Source organism: Diaminobutyricimonas sp. LJ205, from assembly GCF_009755725.1.
Classification (GTDB): Bacteria; Actinomycetota; Actinomycetes; order Actinomycetales; family Microbacteriaceae; genus Ruicaihuangia.
Genome location: NZ_CP046619.1, coordinates 73,889 through 91,486 on the forward strand (window position 1 = coordinate 73,889; position 17,598 = coordinate 91,486).

A 17,598-nucleotide genomic window follows, 5' to 3' on the forward strand; every position below is an offset into this window, starting at 1 on the left:
TCGCCCTCGGGATCATTCTCGTCGGCGTCGGGGTCTTCATGATTGCCCCGTCCGTCCTCAGCTGACAGCAGCTGCCCTAACGCAATTCTTTCCACCCATTCATCTCATCCCTCAAAGGAGAGCGGTTTGTCTTCGACATCCACCAATGTCGGCACCGTCGACGTGCTGAATAACCCAACCCTGAAATCGGCCATCTCGAAGGCTGCCAGGCACCTGATGCCGATGCTGTGCATCCTGTACTTCGTCGGATTCCTCGACCGAACCAACGTCGGCTTCGCCCAGGAAGCACTGCAGGTTGACCGCGGCATCTCCGCGGGAGCGTTCGCGCTGGGCGCCGGCATCTTCTTCATCGGCTACGCGATCTTCGAGATTCCCAGCAACCTCCTGCTGAAGAAGTTCGGGGCGCGGTTCTGGCTCGCACGCATCGCGATCACCTGGGGTATCGTCGCGTCGCTGTTCGCGTTCACCACGAACGACACCATGTTCATCGTTCTCCGCTTCCTTCTGGGTGTGACCGAGGCCGGTCTGTTCCCGGGCGTCATCATGTTCCTGTCGGAGTGGTTCCCGAACAAGGTGCGCGTCCAGATGATCGCCATCTTCTACCTGGCGCAGCCGCTCTCGCAGATGCTCGGTGCCCCGCTCAGCGGTGGGCTCATCAGCTTCGGTGACACACTCACGCCTTGGCACGGCTGGCAGGTCATGTTCTTCGTCGAGGGAATCATGGCGGTGATTGCGGGTATTGCCGCAGTCTTCCTGCTCACCAACAGCCCGCAACAGGCGAAGTGGCTCAACAACGACGAGAAGCTGGCACTGACCTCTGCCATGGCCAAGGAGGACGAGGCGAGGTCCTCGGAGGGGCCGACGGGCACCTGGCGCGCGATGACGAACTGGAAGGTGTGGTACTTCACCGTCATCTACTTCTGCCTGCAGATCGCCGTCTACGGGACCACCTTCTACCTCCCGCAGCAGGTCTCGGCGCTGATCGGCCAGGACATCGGCTGGCAGGTAGGGCTGATCTCGGCGATTCCGTGGCTGGTGGGTCTGATCACCTGCTACTACGTGGGCAAGAACGCGAACACCATCCTGCGCCGCCGCACCTGGGGAACGATGTTCTACATCTTCACCGGACTGTTCATCCTCGGCTCGGGTTGGGCCGGTGCGAACGACCAGCCGCTGCTCGGCATCCTGTTCATCACCCTTGCCGTCGGCAGCTTCCTCGCGGTCGGCCCGATCACCTGGTCGTACCCGACGGCGTTCCTCACCGGAACCGCGGCTGCAGCCGGTATCGGTCTGATCAACTCGCTCGGTAACCTCGGTGGATTCGTCGCGCCGATCATGCGCACCGGCGTGAACGAGGCCGTCCCAACCGAGAGCGGCGTGTGGGGTGTCGTATCGCTTGGCGTGTTCGCGTTCCTCGCTGCGGCAATGTTCCTCGGAACGAAGTGGTTCAAGACCTCCAAGGCGGACGAACTGCTCGAAACTCCCGCAGAGCGTTGATCGCCAGAGGCGACTGACGAAACGAAAGCCGGGCCGGATCCGAAAGGATCCGACCCGGCTTTCTTCGTTGCAGCTGATCAGGCGCGCGGTCCGAGAACGTCCTCAGTTCCGCGGCGTGCTCAGTGCGAAATGCTCCTGGATCGTCCGCGCACCATCTCGATGTGCGTACGCATGGCGGCCGCAGCGGCTTCAGGGCCCATCGTGAATGCCTCGACGATTGCGGTGTGTTCGGCGACCGCGTGATCGGCATCGGTGACTCCGCTGAGCACCGTCTGCCGCATCCGGTGAACACGGGTGGAGATCGTCTCGGACATGTCGAGAAGAAACGGATTGTGCGTGCTCTCGAAAATGAGGTGGTGGAAAGCCCAGTCCACCGCGAAATACTCGGTCAGCAACTGAACGGAGACCGGTCCATCCGCGACTCCCGCCTGCACCTGGGCCGCCACACGGCGGTGCTGCTCGAGCGAATCCTCCAGCAGGGGAACCAGAGTCTGCGCGTCACGGGCGGCCAGCTCGGTGGCGCCGACCTCGAGGATCATCCGCGTATCGAACAGCGCCTCGAGTTGATCATCGGCGATCGGTGGGGCGACGCGGTAACCCTTGTGGGCTTCTCGCGTGACCAGGCCGGTGCGCTCCAGCTGAACCAGCGCCTCGCGCACGGGCGTGGGGGACACGTTGAGGTTGCGCGCGATCATGTCGATCGACAGGCGTGATCCGGGTTCGAGGTTGGAACTCATGAGCATTTCCAACACGAGATCGTAGACACGATCTCGCAGACCTCGCCGTTCCAGCGCGAGACCGTCGATTAACGGGTAGACGGTTTCAGGCATCTATACCTCCGAGCCTCAGATCGTATCAGCCGCGGTGATCGGCACGATTCAGCTCGTGCGCCTCATCGAGGATGCTGGAAACCGCCGCCGGGTCATGGGCGAACCGGCCGAGAAAGAGTCCATCCACCGAGTCGCCGATCTCGGTGAGGAGCCCAGGACCCGCGCTGCCTCCGTAGATGACAGCGGAGTTCGGGAAGTCGGTGAGCGCGCGCACGTGTTCCCGCAGGTCGGTGCACACCGCACTGATGTACGCCGGCGAGGCCGGCTCCTCGGCTCCGATCGCCCAGTACGGTTCGTACGCGACGATCACCCTGCCGAGGTGGCCCCGTTCGCGGGCCAGCGCGAGTGCGTCATCGAGCTGCCGGATGCATTCGGCAGCGGCGTCCGACGGGGTGCCCTGCACTGCCTCACCGATGCACAGGACCGGCGCGAGGGAGTTGCGCAATGCGGCATCCGTCTTGGCGCGCACCGTCTGCTCGGTCTCGCCGAACAGGCGGCGCCGCTCGGCATGGCCGACTTCGACGACTCGGCATCCGAGTTCCGCGATCTGGGCGCCGCTCACCTCACCGGTGTAGGCACCGACATCCTCGGTGGCCAGATCCTGGGCTCCGACCAGCGCCAGATCACCGAGGATCTCCCGGGCTGCGGGAACCGACAGGTAGCTGGGCACCACGAACAGCTCAGCCGTGCCTTGAGCGATCGCAGGGTGGGTGCGCGCGATGTCCTCCACCGCGCGGCACCACTCCAACGTTCGGGCGTGGCTGAAGTACATCTTCAGGCTCACGCCGATGATGTAACCGTCGGCCTCGCGGACCGTCACGGTCACACGCCCTCGTAGCTGCAGATTTCCTGGACCTTCTCCTGCGAGGAGCTGGTCTCGTCGAACTCGTAGGTGAGCCACTCGCGAACGTTGCGACGGGCGGACTCGATGCCGATCACGCGCTGCCCCATGCAGAGGACCTGCGCGTTGTTGGACAGGATGGAGCGCTCGACCGAGTAGCTGTCGTGTGCGGTGACCGCCCGAATGCCCTTGACCTTGTTCGCAGCGATTGCGACGCCGAGACCGGTGCCGCAGATCAGGATGGCCCGGTCGGCCTCGCCGCGGGCGACCATCTCCGCAGCCGCGGTGGCGATGCTCGGGTAGTTCTCGGTTCCATTCGCGCCAACTCCGACGTCGGTGACGGATGCCACCAGGTCGTTCTGTGCCAGATCCTTCTTGAGGATCTCCTTGTAGTCGAAACCGGCGTCATCCGACCCGATGACGATTCGCCATGTGTTCATCCCGTGCTCCTTCTGTGCTGGTGGGCGTGCTTCTGCGGGGCGTGCTAGCTGAGAGTGCCGTGGACCCGTTCGGCGATGAGCGCCAGGGAGACGGCACCGGGGTCGGGCACACCCAGGGACTTCTCGCCGTGGTTCCGGGCGCGACCGAGGCCGGGCATCATGCCCGCGGTCGCCTGCGCGGCTTCCGTTGCGGCGGCGGCGGCGGCACGCCAGGAGTCCGCGAGCGGCTTGCCCAGCTGTACCTGCTCGGCAAGGGTGTCAGCGAACGGCACGAGCGCGTCGACGAGGGTCTTGTCGCCGACGCTGGCCTTCCCGTAGTCCATGACGGCCTGCGCGGCGGCGGAGACGCCACTCGCGATCGCCGTCGAGGAAGCGGCATCCGTGTCACTGAGGTGAGCACCGATCGTGCGAAGGATGACGCCCCACAGCGCGCCCGACGTGCCACCCGCACGATCGGACCAGGCGTGGCCCGCGTGCAGCAGCAGAGTCTGGGCTCCGGCGCCTTGCTCGAGCACAGCCGTGGCGGTCTCAGCGGCTGCGCGGGCGCCGCGCTTCATGCCGATGCCGTGATCGCCATCGCCGGCGATCGCGTCCATGCGCCCGAGCTCATCGGCGTTCTCGTCGATCACCTGGCGTGTTGCGGCCAGTGCTGCGGCGAGGCGCTCCGCAGCCACGCGGGACTCGTTCGACGCCTCGGGGAGTGCGGCGGCGACATCCTCTTCGGCAGCCGCGACGATTTCGAGAGCCTGCGCGCTGACCGATCCGGTCCGGAACGCCGGAGTGTCTGCCGGCGCGCCCCAGAGCGTCTCGAGTTCGTCGTCGAGCCACAGCAGGGTGAGGGAGGCGCCGGCCATGTCGAAGCTCGTGCAGAACTCGCCGACCTGGGGGTCGACGAGGGTGACGCCCGCGGCCTCGAGGAGCTCGGCGACCTTCGCGAAGACGACGTAGAGCTCCTCGTTCTTGACCGACCCGAGGCCGTTGAGAATCGGAACGACGCGAGCACCATCGAGGGTGACCCCTTGCGGGACCTCGGCTTCCACGAGCAGTCGCTCGACGAACAACTCGGCGAGACCGTCAGCAGTCGGAATGTCGGTTTCATCGATACCGGGCTCGCCGTGGATGCCGAGGCCGATCGCCATCCGGCCCTCGGGGACCGAGAACAGCGGCTCGTCGGCACCGGGCAAGGTGCACCCGGTGAACGCGACACCCATGGACCGAGTGCGCTCGTTGGCCAGAATCGCCGCCCGTTCCACGCCGTCGAGGTCATAGCCGGATGCCGCGGCAGCGCCGGCCACCTTGAACACGGTCAGGTCGCCGGCGATGCCGCGACGCTTGTGCTTCTCGTGCGGCTGGGCGCTGAAGATGTCGTCGGTGACTGCGACCGAGCGGCAGTCGATTCCGTCCGCGCGGAGGGCGTCCTGCGCGGCAGTGAAGTGCAGGACATCGCCGGCGTAATTGCCGTAGCTCAGCAGCACGCCCTTGCCGTTCTCGCTTGCCCGGGCGACCGACTCGACCTGGTTTGCCGACGGCGACGCGAACAGGTTGCCCATCGCTGCGCCATGCGCGAGCCCAGGACCCACCAGGCCACCGAAGGCCGGATAGTGGCCCGACCCGCCGCCGATGACGAGCGCCACCTCGGGCTCGACCGACCGGTTCACCCGCGAGACGCCTCCCGACACTCGACGGACCCAACGTCCGTTGGCGCGGACAAAGCCGTCGATCATCTCATCGGCGAACGCCGCCGGGTCATTCCATAGTCGAGTCATTCCGCTAACACCTCGTCCTTGAGCTCGTCAAAATACCGATCTCCTATAGGATATTGGAAATTGGACGAGGTGTCACACCGGGCGAGACGGGCCTTGCGGGGACAGGCCGAGCGACACACGGGTGGGCGCCGGCGTCCGTGACGTCGTCGACGTGAGAGTGGCGCTACAGAATCGGCCTGCCGCTAGCGAAACTTCACCCGCGGAAGGTCAATTCGCTAGCGCCAGTGGGCTGCGCGGGGAGAACGAGCGCAGGCGGGAAGTGCGGAGGCTGCGCGAACGAATGGGCGCAGAACCGGCCGGCGCAGAACCGCCGGCGCAGAGCCGGCTTCCGCGGAGCCAGCTAGCGGCAGAGTCGGCCGGCAAGAGCCAGCTAGCGCTTGTCGGCGCGGAACTTAGAGCGCGTAGGCCGGACGAGTACCAGGGGTGCCGGTCGGGTCCGCGGCATCCGTGCCCAGGTGCACGATGCGGTTGTCCGCGTCGACGTGCACGATCGAAGGCTGGAACTCGCGGGCCTCTTCGGGGGTCATCTGTGCGTAGGCGATCAGGATGACGGTGTCGCCCGGATGCACCCGATGCGCCGCCGCGCCATTGATGCCGAGCACGCCGCTGCCGGGCTCACCGGCGATGGTGTAAGTCTCCAGCCGGGCGCCGTTCGTGACATCGACGATCGCCACCTGTTCGCCGGGCAGGATGCCGGATGCCTCGAGCAGGTCGCTGTCCACGGTCACCGAGCCGACGTAGTGGAGGTCGGCGTGGGTCACCGTCGCGCGGTGGATCTTGGACTTCAGCATGGTGAGCAGCATGACTCGTCCACGATACTCGGGTCGAGACATCCTCGGTCCGATTACTGAGCCAGTACGTCGCGTCTGAGCCACGGCGAGGTGGCTCAGACGCGACAGACTGGCTCAAACACCGGATGGGTCAGCCGGGAGGCTCAGCCGAAGAGGATGCGCGCCTCGTCGTAGCGGTCCTGCGGCACGGTCTTCAGCTTGCCGAGCGCCGCCTCGAAGCCGACCGCGATGATCTCGGTGCCGCGCAGCGCGACCATTTTGCCCCACTGCTTCTCGAGGGCCAGGTCGAGCACCGCCATCCCCAGCCGGGTGGCGAGCACGCGGTCATACGAGGTCGGGGTTCCGCCGCGCTGGATGTGACCGAGCGTCGTGGCGCGGGTCTCGATCCCGGTGGCCTCCTCGATCAGTGGCGCCAGCTTCTCACCGATGCCGCCGAGCCGCGGCCGGCCGAAGGCGTCGAGGCCGCGCTCGTGGTGCGGGTCATCCATGGTGTCGAGCTCGAAGCCCTCGGAGACGACGATCAGCGGCGCACGACCCCGGTCGTGAGCGCTGCGCACCCAGGACACGATCTGCTCCATCGAGGTCTTCTGCTCGGGGATCAGGATGGCGTGCGCGCCGGCGGCCATGCCCGAGTGCAGGGCGATCCAGCCGACGTGCCTGCCCATCACCTCGGCGATCATGCATCGGCCGTGCGAGTCGCCGGTGGTGCGCAGCCGGTCCATCGAGTCGGTCGCGATCTGTACGGCCGTGTCGAAGCCGAACGTGTAGTCGGTTGCCGAGATGTCATTGTCGATGGTCTTCGGCACGCCGACGATCGGCAGCCCGGCGTCCGCCAGCCGTTTCGCGGCGGCCAGCGTGCCTTCGCCGCCGATCACGATGATCGACTCGATCTCGTTGCGGTCCATCACTTCGCGGATGCGATCCGGCCCGCCGTTGCTGCCTTCGAATGGGTTCGTGCGCGACGTGTTGAGGATCGTGCCGCCCTGCTTCGAGATACCGCGCACCTCGTGTCGGCCGAGCGGGACGATGTCTTCTTCAAGAACGCCTTTCCAGCCGTTCTTGAACCCGACGAACTGCTGGCCGTGGAGTTGCTCGCCCTTCAACACGGCGCCGCGGATCACCGCGTTCAGGCCGGGGGCGTCGCCGCCGGACGTGAGGATGCCGATCTTCATCTAAGCCTGCCTTCTGGGTGGTGTGCGGGCGCGATTACGCCCGCCAGGGGGTCAGGAAACTACGCTGCTGAGCCTATCGCGAGCGGGTTGCGGGCTCGGTGCGAGCGGTGACTCCGGGTGCCGCCGCACCGTCCGTGCCCGTTCGGTACGACTGTGCCCGCTCGAACGGGCACGGATGCACCGAACCGGCACAGACGCACGAGGACGAACGGACGCTCAGCCCGAGCCGACGGATGCCGCGGCGGTGGCATGCACGGCGCAAGCCACCGCGTCACAGTCCTCACACACCACGAACTGCTCACGGCAAGATTGGTCGACACAGTTGCTCATCCGGCGGGTGGCCGCACCGCAGCCGACACAGCGGCCGAGGACAGCGGCATCCGGGCTGAACTGCACCGACTGCCGCCCGTCGAAGACGTACAGCGATCCCTGCCACAGCCCGGCGTCGCCGAAGCGCTCGCCGTAGCGGACGATCCCGCCGTCCAACTGGTACACCTCGCTGAAGCCGCGGTTCACCATCAGCGACGACAGCACCTCGCAGCGGATGCCGCCGGTGCAGTAGGTCACCACCGGCTGGTCTTTGAGGTGGTCGTACTTGCCGGAGTCCAGCTCGGCGACGAAGTCGCGTGTGGTGGCGACATCCGGAACCACCGCGCCCTCGAACCGGCCGATCTCGGCCTCGAACGCGTTGCGGCCGTCGAAGAAGATGACCTCCTTCTCGGCGACCAGCTCGTGCAGCTCGTCGGGGGAGAGGTGCCGCCCGCCGCCGACGACACCGGAGTCGCCGACCTCGAGCTCGCCGGGAGCGCCGAAGCTGACGATCTCGTCGCGCACCTTGACCACCAGTTTGGGGAAGTCGTCGCCCTCGCCCTCGCTCCACTTGAAGTCGATGTCCTTGAACGGCGCATAGTCGCGGGTCTTGCGCACGTACTTCTTAACCGCGCGGATGTCGCCGCCCACGGTGACGTTGATGCCGTGCTTCGAGATCAGGATGCGGCCCTTCAGGCCAAGCGACTCGCAGAGGTCGCGCTGCCAGAGCCGGATCGCTTCGGGGTCGGCGAGCGGCGTGAAGACGTAGTAGAGCAGGATCTTCGGGGTAGCCACGGCCGTCCAGTCTAGGCTCCCGCGCCCTCTGAACTCGCACCCATGAGGGCGATGGTCACCGGGTGCGCGTAGCCTTCCTGCATGCAACTCGAGTCGACCTACGCGCCCCGCGAGAGCGTCGACCTCAGAGCAACACTCGCCCCGGTCGGGCGCGGCACCTACGATCCGACCTTCCGCTGGGAAGGCCAGAACGCCTGGCTCACGCTGCGCACCGCCGACGGGCCGGCGACCCTGTTCCTGCGCGCCGGACGCGAGATCGCCGCCACCGCGTGGGGGCCTGGCGCCGAGCGCGCGCTCGACTCGGTGCCCGCCCTGTGCGGAGCGGGGGATGACTGGTCGGCCCTCGATGTCAGCGACAACGCGCTGCTGGCCGAGACCTGGCGGCGGATGCCCGGACTCAGGCTGCCCCGCACTGGCCGAGTCTTCGCGGCCCTGGTACCGGCGATCCTCGAGCAGAAGGTCACCGCGGTCGAGGCGTTGCGCGCCTGGCGCCAGCTGGTCGCCAGACACGGTGAAGAACCGCCCGGACCGGCCCCGCTCGGCATGCGCGTGATCCCCACCGCCGCCGGCTTCAAGCGAATCCCCTCGTGGGAGTGGCACAAAGCCGGCGTCGGCCCGCAACGCTCCGCCACGGTGATGCGCGCGGCCGCCGTCGCCGCCTCGATCGACCGGCTCGCCGACAAGGAGGACGCGGGCACGCGCCTCCGCAGCATCCCCGGCATCGGCATCTGGACCGCCGCAGAGGTGACCCAGCGCACACACGCCGACCCCGACGCGGTCAGCGTCGGCGACTACCACCTTGCCGCATTCGTCGGCTGGGCGATGGTCGGCGCTCCGGTCGACGACGACGGCATGCTTGAACTGCTCGAGCCCTGGCGCGGGCAGCGGCAGCGGGTGGTGCGGCTACTGCTGGCCAGCGGCATCCGGAAACCCTCGTTCGGTCCCCGCATGGCGATCCAGGACCACCGCCGGTACTGAAGAGCTGTATGCCGGCCGGTGTTTGATTCACTTCGTCGTGCTTGAGCCGGTGCGCGCTGGATCAATCCCGACGAACTGGCTCAGAACCATAAGAAGGCCTGGCGATCAGGTCGCGTGGACGACCGTGCCCCCGACGATGGTGGTCGTCACTTCTGTGGCGCCGATCTCGTCAATCTCGCATACGAACGGATCCCGGTCGAGAATCGCCAGGTCCGCATGCGCGCCTGGGCGCAGCGATCCGATGTCGGGCCACTGCAGCACTTCCGCGCCACGCGATGTCCACGTCGCGAGTGCCTCTCGCCTGCTCAAGCGGTGCTCGGGCATATCGAGAACCCGGCCCGACTCGGCTAGTTCGAGGCGCTGGGCCAGTTGCACGTGGTCGAACGGGCGGTGCGGTCCCCAGTCGGTGCCAAGCGCCATAGGAACGCCGGCTTCGACCCACTTCGCGAGTGGGGTCGCGTCGCGCAGGAGATGCTCGCCGACTCGCGCGACATACATGTCTCCGTGCGACCACGTGAAGCCCACGCATGTCGTCGCGTTCACACCGAGCGCGGCAAAGCGCTCCATGTTGCGCGGCGACACGATGGGCGCGTGCTGGATCACCCATGCCTTCTCGCGGATCGACGCGGCGACGCGAGGATCTTCGAGCACCCGGAAGACCGCGTCATCGAAGCCGCCTCCGTCGAGCAGGTTGCCCCGAATGCCGTTCTCCGCGCAGAACTCGACGAACGCGCGCGTCTTGTCGAGCGGAACGAACCGCATGCCCGTCGTTGGCTGGCCGAAGGGATCCAGGTAGGGCTCCGCCGAGGGGGCGGTTCCCATCCAAATCATTCCGCCGACGCCTGCCGAGAGGGAATCGAAGCGAAGCCACTCGTCGCCCGGCGAAAGGTGGGAAGCGAGTTTTCCGAGGTTGTCGACGTACTCGTCGACGCTCAGCGGTTGGCGCAGCACGTCGCGAATCTCGTCCTGAAGCGCCCCCGCGACACGCACGGTGAGCGCACCGTCGCTGCGCAGTTGGCGGTAGAGGTCGAGTTCGCCGACCGTCATGTTGTGGGGCTCGTAGATCGTCGTGACGCCGAGCGCGTTAAGCGCCGCGAGCGACGCAATCACCGCGTCATTGCGCTCCTGAGGCTCGAGACCAGCGCGAGGGATTTTGGAGGTGACCTGGCCCCAGTACGGGTCCATGTTGTAGTCGAGGTTGACCGAACCGCGGAAGATCCCCGTCAAGCGGCCCTGAGCATCCTTGTCGGCCCACACGTTCGATACGCGGTCGGGCGTGCGATCGTTGAGTCCCAGAAGCCTCATCGCCATGGAGTTCATCGCGCAGACGTTGGGAACCCGCGGGGCGATGGCGCCGATGATGACGGGGTGTTCGCCAGCCGCCGCGTCGAGCACATGCCGGTCGGGCATGAGCCGTTCCTTGAGGTCTCGGTACGTTCGTTTCACATAGGTGCGGTGCTCGCCGATGGGAGTCGTGATGATCCACGTTCCCGCCGGAATGGTGCGAGCATGCTTCGCGATGCGCTCGGCAATGTCGCGGTGGTCGATCGCGTCGGAGATGTCGATGAGGCTCGCCTCGCGCATGCCGTTATGAAGGGCGTGCGGATGCGTGTCGATGAGTCCCGGAATGACGGTTCGCCCGTCGAGGTCGACTTGGAGCGCTGACTTGCCGGCGCGGGCGCGTAATTCTTCAGCGGTCCCGAGCGCGCTGATCCGGCCGTTCTCGACGAGCACCGCGTCGTACACGCTTTCGTCGTCGCCCATGGGGTGAATCGGCCCGCCATAGAGAAGCGTCGAGCCTTTCGCCGTGATGTCCGACGTCGCTGTCATGTCTCTTCCTCACTAGGTATGAATGCGTACCGATCACAACGCGGCGACACCGTCCAACCGAGGTTGGTGGTGCCACCGCGCCGTGATCGCTAGCGTGAGCCGGCTGGGCGCCCGATCACTTCTTGCTGGTCAGAGGCGCCCAGTCACGACCCTCGAGGGCGAGGAAGCCGTCGAGGTTGTCCCAGCGGTCGTTGCGCACGAAGGTCCGCGCCTGGTCCTCCGCGATGGGAGCGGCGAATAGGACCTCAGCAGCGAGGTGCTGCGCCTCCGAGTAGAACTCGGCGCGCGCCTCGCGCCCATTCGCCTCAGCGCCCTTTTGAAGCACTTCCTCCAGCTCCGGTGTGCACATTCCGGAGTTGTTCGAGTTGGGAATGTTGTCGGGGTTGCAGCGGTAGTAGCGCACGGTGCCCTGCGTCGGGTCCTGGAAGGAATACCCGTTCCACATGATCAGGTCGAACTCGCGGTTCGCCATGCCCTTCTCAAGGAAGATCGGCGGATCCAGGACCTCGAGGTTCACGGCCACACCGATCTCCTCAAGATTGGACTTGATGTACTCCGCAGACGCGATCGCCGTCTGCGCGTTGGCGATGACGACGAGGTCGAGAGAGAAACGCTCGCCACTGGCCGCCGCCGGGTAGCCGAGACGATCAAGTTCGGCCGCGGCGCCCTTCGGGTCATAGGGGAAAAGCTTCCGATAGTCCACGGCGGGGTCATATGCCCACTGGACGCCGAGGGGAATCATGCTGCGAGGCTCCTTCGTGACGCCGCTCAGAGCCTTCGAGCTGACACCCGCGCGATCGATCGCCGTGTAGAGCGCCTTCCGCACCTCCGCGTCGGCGAGGATCGGGTTCTCCGTGGTGTTGAAGTTCATGTTGACGACCGTCGACATGCCCGAATGGTCGTTCTCCCAAACCCACAGCGGGTCGGCAAGAGTGTCGACTAGAGCGGTCGTCGTGAGGAACGGGCTGTACATGCCGTCGACCTCACCGCTCTGGAGCACGAGCCCACGCGAGTTCGCATCGGGGATGATCTGGAAGAAGACCCTCTCAACGTCACCGGTCTCGCGCCAGTAGTCATCGTACTTGGCGGCGACCACGGCCTGGCCGGAAGTGTAGGACTCAAACATAAAGGGCCCCGTGCCGATGGGGTCGAAGTTGAAGTCCGCCGTCAGGATGTCTTGGCCAGCGAGAATGTGCTCGGGGAGCATGCGCTGTCCCGTGAGAATCTCGATGAAGGGACCGGATGGGCGCGTGAGGTGCACCTTCACGGTGTGATCGTCCACGATTTCAACGTTTTCGAGGACCCGCTTGATGTTTCCGCCCGAAGGGTGCAGCTCCATGACGTTCTCGAAGTTGAACTTGACGTCATCGGCCGTGAAGTCTTCTCCGTCGTGCCAGGTGACACCTTCGCGAAGGTGGAACGTGTATTCGAGACCGTCCTCGCTGACATCCCAGCTCTCAGCGAGCGTAGGCACGAGCTCGTACTCGTTCGTAATTCGCACGAGCGGCTCATAGAGCGCCGAGGCCATTACCTGCACTTCGGGGCTCGTCGAGAGGGCAGGGTTCAGCGTGATGGGGTCCGAGGGGATCGGGAAGACGAACGTGACGTCTTCAGCCTCCTCGGTCGAGGGGGATCCGGAACAGGCGGCGAGCAAACCGACGAGCGCGATCGACGCGATGGCGGCGCCCAATCTGCGCTTGCGGCTCATCGTTGAGCGATTCAGCATGGCGACTTCCTCTTCATGGTTGTGCGGATAGTGAGATACAAGGGGTTCTAACGATCAATGGCATTGATTGTCCCGAATATAAGTATTGGATCCAACTTGGTCAAGCATTTATCCCGATCGAAACCGGGTCGTGATCGTCGCCTGTCATCCGGCGCGCTCCTATAGCGACGCGTGGACGAGCGGAACGTCGATGAGGCGCCCCAGCATCCGCTCGACCGCTCGCGCAACACTCAGCAGCCGAGCGTCGTCTCCATGCCGCGCGACGACCTGCACAGCGAGTGGTAGCCCTCGCGAATCGAGTCCGGCCGGGATGCTGATCGCGGGCGACCCGCTCATGTTGAACACGGCCGTGTACTGGCTGAGAAGATGCCGACGCGCGTGAAAGGCAGCGACATCGGTATCGTCACGGCCGGCAATCTCTCCGAGTCTCGGCGCCGGCATCGCGACCACCGGTGTCACGAGCAGGTCGAAGCGCTCGAGCGTCTCCTCGATCTGGGTCCTCACGCGCAGGAAATAGTCCTCGGCAGCCCGTTCTCGACCTGCATCAACTCCGAAGCCGTGGGAGACGTAGAGCCGCGCGTAATTGTTCAGTCGATCAAGGAGAAGCGAAGGGTCGCGTTCGCCGGAGAGCTGCGTGAACATGCGCGACGCCCCGAGGCCAGTGTGATCGAGTGTCGCCTGGAGGTACTCGTCGGTATTGAGCTCCAGGCGTACGTCGTCGATGGCGTGCCCGGCTCCCGCAAGATGCGTTGCCGTGCGTAGCACCGCGTCGCGAATCTCCGCGTCCAGTGGCGCGTCGAGCCAGGGTACGGCCGAGACGCCGACGCGCAAGCCCTCGGGCTCGGATGGCTCCACTATTTGATCCGCGAGCACCTCGAACAGTCCAATGGCGTCGTCGACGCTCCGGGTGAGCGCGAACTCTGCCGCCATGACGACGCCGGTCGTCGGGGCATCACCGCGACGTGGCACGGCGCCGCGGCTCGGCTTCAAGCCGACGAGCCCGCAGTAGGCGGCCGGGATCCGAATCGAGCCCCCAGCGTCATTGGCGTGGGCGAAGGGCACGACCCCTGCCGCAACTAGCGCGGCCGCTCCTCCGCTCGATCCACCGGACGAGTGATGCGGATTCCACGGGTTTGCAACGGGCGCCTGTGAGTCGGGCTCGACGGTTGTGTGAGCGCCGAGTTCGGCCGTGCGGCTGCGCCCTACGCTCACCGCGCCGGCCAGCCGCAGCCGCAGCCAGTACTCGTCGGTGACGTCGGAGACGTTTCCGCGGGCTACGGCGCTGCCCAGCTCGTATCTGCGCCCACGTTCGCGCACGCCGAGGTCCTTACGGAATGTCGGCACACCCTGCAAGGTTCCCGTGGTGGATGGCCGGTCGCCGACGTCGTAATTCGCGTCTGGATTCTCGTAGACCTCATCGATGGCGTGAATCTGCGGCTCGACCCGGTCCGCTGCCTTGAGCGCAAGGGCGCGCACTTCGGCTCCGGTCACTGCGCCGCTGCGGACCTGTTCGGCGAGGTCGAAGACGCCGAGTCGCGAATAGCCGGCGACGTCGAGCATCAGGATTCCCGTGCGATCTCAGAGAGGACGAGCTCCCACACCGAGGAGTCCGGGTCGATGAACTCGAAGTGCCCCACGTTCTCGGCAATCTCCAACCGGACGGAGGGAACCGCGCGAGCGAAGTCCTCCGAGTGAGCGACGGGCACAATGTCGTCGTCGGTACCGTGAATCACGATTACGTCGGCCGCACCGTCCGCCATCGGCAGCCATGGCGCCGCGTTCTCGTAGGCGTCAGGGTGCTCGCGTGGGTCGCCAAGGAACTCTTCGGCCGCACCCTGCCCGAGGTCTTCGCTCCAGGTCCGATAGACGTCAGTCACGGGTGCGAGCGCGATGACGCGATCGATTCCCGTGTGGCGGCTCCCGTGCCAGAGCGCGAGGTGGCCGCCCGCGGAGTGGCCCACGAGGATCGTGCGGGCGATCCGATGTCCGAGCCCCTCCACATAGCGCTTGGCGGCAGCGATGGCGTTCGTCACGTCATTGAAGGTCGTCGGCCAGCCGCCGGCCAACTGACCGATCCCCCCGCTTCGGCGGTATTCGATCGTCATCCCGATTGCCCCCGCGTCGGCCAGGGTTCGCGTGATCCGGCGCGAGCGCGAGCGATTGACCGTCGCCCGCCAGTAACCGCCGTGAATGTAGATGACGAGGTCGAGCTCGGCGCCCACATCAACATTCGCCGGCAGGTAGACGTCGATGACGGCATCCTCGTGAGCGTCGTACGAGATGGCGGCATCGGGCAATGGGTCGCCGAGCTCGCTGTCCACGGCAATGGGCAGCGGCGTCGCTGTCGTCATCTGTGCTGGCCTATTCCGTCAGTCCGCCGAACTCGTCCAGCTTGGCGCGACGGAACAGCTCCTGAACCGTTCGAGTCGCGTCGTCGCGCACGACCTTCTCATCGATGTGGAGGAGTTCGCCATCACGCTTGAGCAGTTTGCCCGCGACCATGACAGTGTCCACCTGCGACGGCTGGACTGAGTTCACGAGTGCGTGGTACGGGTCGACCACGGGAGCGAGGCCGAGCTGGCGCAGGTCCACCATGATGATGTCCGCCGACTTGCCGGGCGTGAGGCTTCCCGTCGTCTCCTCGAGCGCGAGGGCCTTGGCTCCTCCGAGCGTCGCGTACTCCACGAGCTCGCGGGGAGTGATGACCTCCTTCGAGAACCGTGCCTGCTGGTGGCTCATGTGCATGAGCCGGAAGGTGTCGGCCGAACCGGGCGCACTGAGGTGGTCGTAGGAGAGACTCACAACGATGCCGGAGTCGCGCAGGGCATTGAAGGGCATGGGAGTCGAGTACCCCATCGAGGAGTACGGCGACAGGCTGAGCTTGGTACCCATGTCGGCGTGAATCTTCCACGCCTCGTACCCCCACTGGTAAGCGTGCACGAACAGCACGTCGTCGCCTCCGTACTTCACTTCCTGCTCGTAGGTCGTGAAGTTGGTGCCCGCATGGTGAGTGATGCGCAGTCCGTGGCGGCGCGCCTCGACCCACTCCTGCTGGCGGACCTCCTCGGTCGCGGTCGGGAACCAGAAATCCAGTGGCACGTAGGCCACTCGCGATGCGAAGCCGACGGTGGTCAGCTCGTTCTCCCACTGGCTGCGTGCGCGCACGATGTCGGCGAAGTCAGTGATCTGCTCCGGCTTGAAGTCGTGGTGATAGCCGTAGGAGTAGTGGGTTCGAATGCCGACCTCGCGAAGGGCTTCGAACTCGGCATCGACGTGCTCGGGGGTGCGGCAGTTGTGCTCCCAGGCGTGGACGGTCGTCACGCCGCCGTTGATCATGTCCGATGCGGCAAGCCTCACCCCGACATGCGAGTCCTCGGGGCGGTAGTGGGCGCCAAGGTGACTGTGCACCCGGGGGTAGGGGTGCGGAACCGTGCGCCAAAGCGAGTTCCACATGTGGGTGTGGGTGTCGATGAACCCGGGCATCACGATGTGCTCGCTCGCGTCGATCACGGGCACGTCGGCCTGAATGTTCTGACCGACCTCGACGATCTTTCCGTCGCGGACGAGTACGTCGCCCCCGTCGAAGTCCCCGAGCGCGGGGTCGATGGTGAGGACGTGACCGCCCTTGATCAGATAATCGCGACTATTCTCGATGCCGTTCATTGGTTCCCTTTCGTGCATGGTGTTCGTCTGTGCCTGCCGACCTCAGTCGGTCGTTGTCTTCCACTGGTGCGCGTGACTCTGGGTCACTTCACCGCGATCACTCGCCGCACTCTGCACGAGTAGCTCGGGCGATGCGGCGAGGAGCTCCCGCGTGTACGGGTGCTCGGGGGAGTTGAAGAGCTTGTCTTTGGTTCCGTGCTCGACGAGCTCGCCGTGCCGCATGACATAGATGTAGCTCGCGACCTTTTTCACGACGGGCAGATCGTGCGTGATGAAGACGTATCCGATGCCCATGCTCTCGTGAAGGTCCCGCATGAGCTGGAGGATGCCCGCCTTGATCGAGACGTCGAGCGCCGACACCGCTTCATCGGCGACGATGAGCGCGGGCTCGAGTACGAGTGCGCGCGCAATGAGCACACGCTGCCGCTGGCCTCCGCTGAGCTCGTGGGGGTAACGGTGAAGGTACAGGGCCGGATCGAGTCCCACTTGCTCCAGCACCTGCGCGACTCGCTGGGTCGTGTCTCGGCGGCCACGCACGATCTTGTGGAGCCGGATGACCTCGGCGAGCGACTTCTCGACGGTCTTGCGGGGGTTGAGTGAACCCGAGGGGTCTTGAAGCACCGCCTGCACGGAGCGCCGGAATTGCTTCAGGCTCTTCCGATCGATCTTGCTCAGGGGAACATCGTTGAAGAACACTTCTCCGCCGGTCGGCTCGATCAGGCCCAGGAGCATGCGGGCAAGCGTGCTCTTGCCGCTGCCGCTCTCTCCGACGATGGCGACAAACTCGTTCTGACGCACACGGATGTCGGCGTGGCTCACTGCGGCGACGCCCTCACCCCGTCCCCGGCGAGTGCCGAAGACCTTCGTCACATCGTCGGCGCGCAGTTCGACGGCGCCTTCGCCGTTCGCCCATCGCTCGTCGGGGTTCATCGCGATCGAAACGCGGTCTTGTGTTGTCAT

The 17,598-nt window shown here is 65.8% G+C and carries 15 protein-coding genes; 2 read left to right on the forward strand and 13 right to left on the reverse strand.

Going from position 1 to position 17,598, the window contains the following annotated elements; genetic code table 11:
- Positions 1 to 126: 126 nt before the first annotated feature.
- Positions 127 to 1,497 (forward strand): MFS transporter, encoded by a 1,371-nt coding sequence (locus GO591_RS00380; RefSeq protein WP_232466217.1) that lies wholly within the window; start codon positions 127 to 129, stop codon positions 1,495 to 1,497.
- 119 nt (positions 1,498 to 1,616) lie between these two features.
- Here the strand turns inward: GO591_RS00380 and GO591_RS00385 are convergent, their stop codons facing one another.
- From GO591_RS00385 to trhO, 7 genes are all read right to left on the reverse strand, one after another.
- On the reverse strand, positions 1,617 to 2,327 hold the full coding sequence (locus tag GO591_RS00385; protein ID WP_157154997.1) for a GntR family transcriptional regulator: 711 nt from the start codon (positions 2,325 to 2,327) through the stop codon (positions 1,617 to 1,619).
- A gap of 25 nt (positions 2,328 to 2,352) precedes the next feature.
- Positions 2,353 to 3,153 carry a triose-phosphate isomerase family protein gene (locus tag GO591_RS00390; RefSeq protein ID WP_255446913.1) on the reverse strand — a complete coding sequence of 267 codons (801 nt, stop codon included), beginning with the start codon at positions 3,151 to 3,153 and terminating at the stop codon, positions 2,353 to 2,355.
- Positions 3,150 to 3,608, reverse strand: a complete 459-nt coding sequence (locus GO591_RS00395; protein WP_157154998.1) for a ribose-5-phosphate isomerase — start codon at positions 3,606 to 3,608, stop codon at positions 3,150 to 3,152. Before GO591_RS00395 ends, GO591_RS00390 begins: the two co-directional genes overlap by 4 nt.
- 44 nt (positions 3,609 to 3,652) lie before the next feature.
- Positions 3,653 to 5,374, reverse strand: a complete 1,722-nt coding sequence (locus GO591_RS00400; RefSeq protein ID WP_157154999.1) for a dihydroxyacetone kinase family protein — start codon at positions 5,372 to 5,374, stop codon at positions 3,653 to 3,655.
- A gap of 392 nt (positions 5,375 to 5,766) precedes the next feature.
- A complete protein-coding gene (gene panD / locus GO591_RS00405) occupies positions 5,767 to 6,177 on the reverse strand; it encodes an aspartate 1-decarboxylase (RefSeq protein ID WP_157157700.1) in 411 nt (136 codons plus the stop codon).
- 131 nt (positions 6,178 to 6,308) lie between these two features.
- Positions 6,309 to 7,337, reverse strand: a complete 1,029-nt coding sequence (locus GO591_RS00410; protein ID WP_157155000.1) for a 6-phosphofructokinase — start codon at positions 7,335 to 7,337, stop codon at positions 6,309 to 6,311.
- A 216-nt stretch (positions 7,338 to 7,553) separates the two neighbouring features.
- A complete protein-coding gene (gene trhO, locus GO591_RS00415) occupies positions 7,554 to 8,441 on the reverse strand; it encodes an oxygen-dependent tRNA uridine(34) hydroxylase TrhO (RefSeq protein ID WP_157155001.1) in 888 nt (295 codons plus the stop codon).
- 81 nt (positions 8,442 to 8,522) lie between these two features.
- Between trhO and GO591_RS00420 the strand changes: the two genes are divergently transcribed.
- Positions 8,523 to 9,419: a DNA-3-methyladenine glycosylase family protein gene (locus GO591_RS00420; protein ID WP_157155002.1), complete on the forward strand. Its 897-nt coding sequence runs from the start codon at positions 8,523 to 8,525 to the stop codon at positions 9,417 to 9,419.
- A gap of 105 nt (positions 9,420 to 9,524) precedes the next feature.
- Here the strand turns inward: GO591_RS00420 and GO591_RS00425 are convergent, their stop codons facing one another.
- The 6 genes from GO591_RS00425 to GO591_RS00450 form a co-directional block, all read right to left on the reverse strand.
- Positions 9,525 to 11,249: an amidohydrolase gene (locus GO591_RS00425; RefSeq protein ID WP_157155003.1), complete on the reverse strand. Its 1,725-nt coding sequence runs from the start codon at positions 11,247 to 11,249 to the stop codon at positions 9,525 to 9,527.
- Positions 11,250 to 11,364: 115 nt separating this feature from the next.
- Positions 11,365 to 12,975, reverse strand: coding sequence for an ABC transporter substrate-binding protein (locus tag GO591_RS00430; protein WP_157155004.1), 1,611 nt, complete (start codon positions 12,973 to 12,975; stop codon positions 11,365 to 11,367).
- Between the two features lie 159 nt (positions 12,976 to 13,134).
- On the reverse strand, positions 13,135 to 14,535 hold the full coding sequence (locus GO591_RS00435; protein ID WP_157155005.1) for an amidase: 1,401 nt from the start codon (positions 14,533 to 14,535) through the stop codon (positions 13,135 to 13,137).
- On the reverse strand, positions 14,535 to 15,326 hold the full coding sequence (locus GO591_RS00440) for an alpha/beta hydrolase family protein (protein ID WP_157155006.1): 792 nt from the start codon (positions 15,324 to 15,326) through the stop codon (positions 14,535 to 14,537). The genes GO591_RS00435 and GO591_RS00440 overlap by 1 nt, the downstream gene beginning before the upstream one ends.
- A gap of 10 nt (positions 15,327 to 15,336) precedes the next feature.
- Positions 15,337 to 16,638: an amidohydrolase family protein gene (locus tag GO591_RS00445; RefSeq protein ID WP_157155007.1), complete on the reverse strand. Its 1,302-nt coding sequence runs from the start codon at positions 16,636 to 16,638 to the stop codon at positions 15,337 to 15,339.
- A gap of 42 nt (positions 16,639 to 16,680) precedes the next feature.
- Positions 16,681 to 17,598, reverse strand: a complete 918-nt coding sequence (locus tag GO591_RS00450) for an ABC transporter ATP-binding protein (RefSeq protein WP_167137363.1) — start codon at positions 17,596 to 17,598, stop codon at positions 16,681 to 16,683.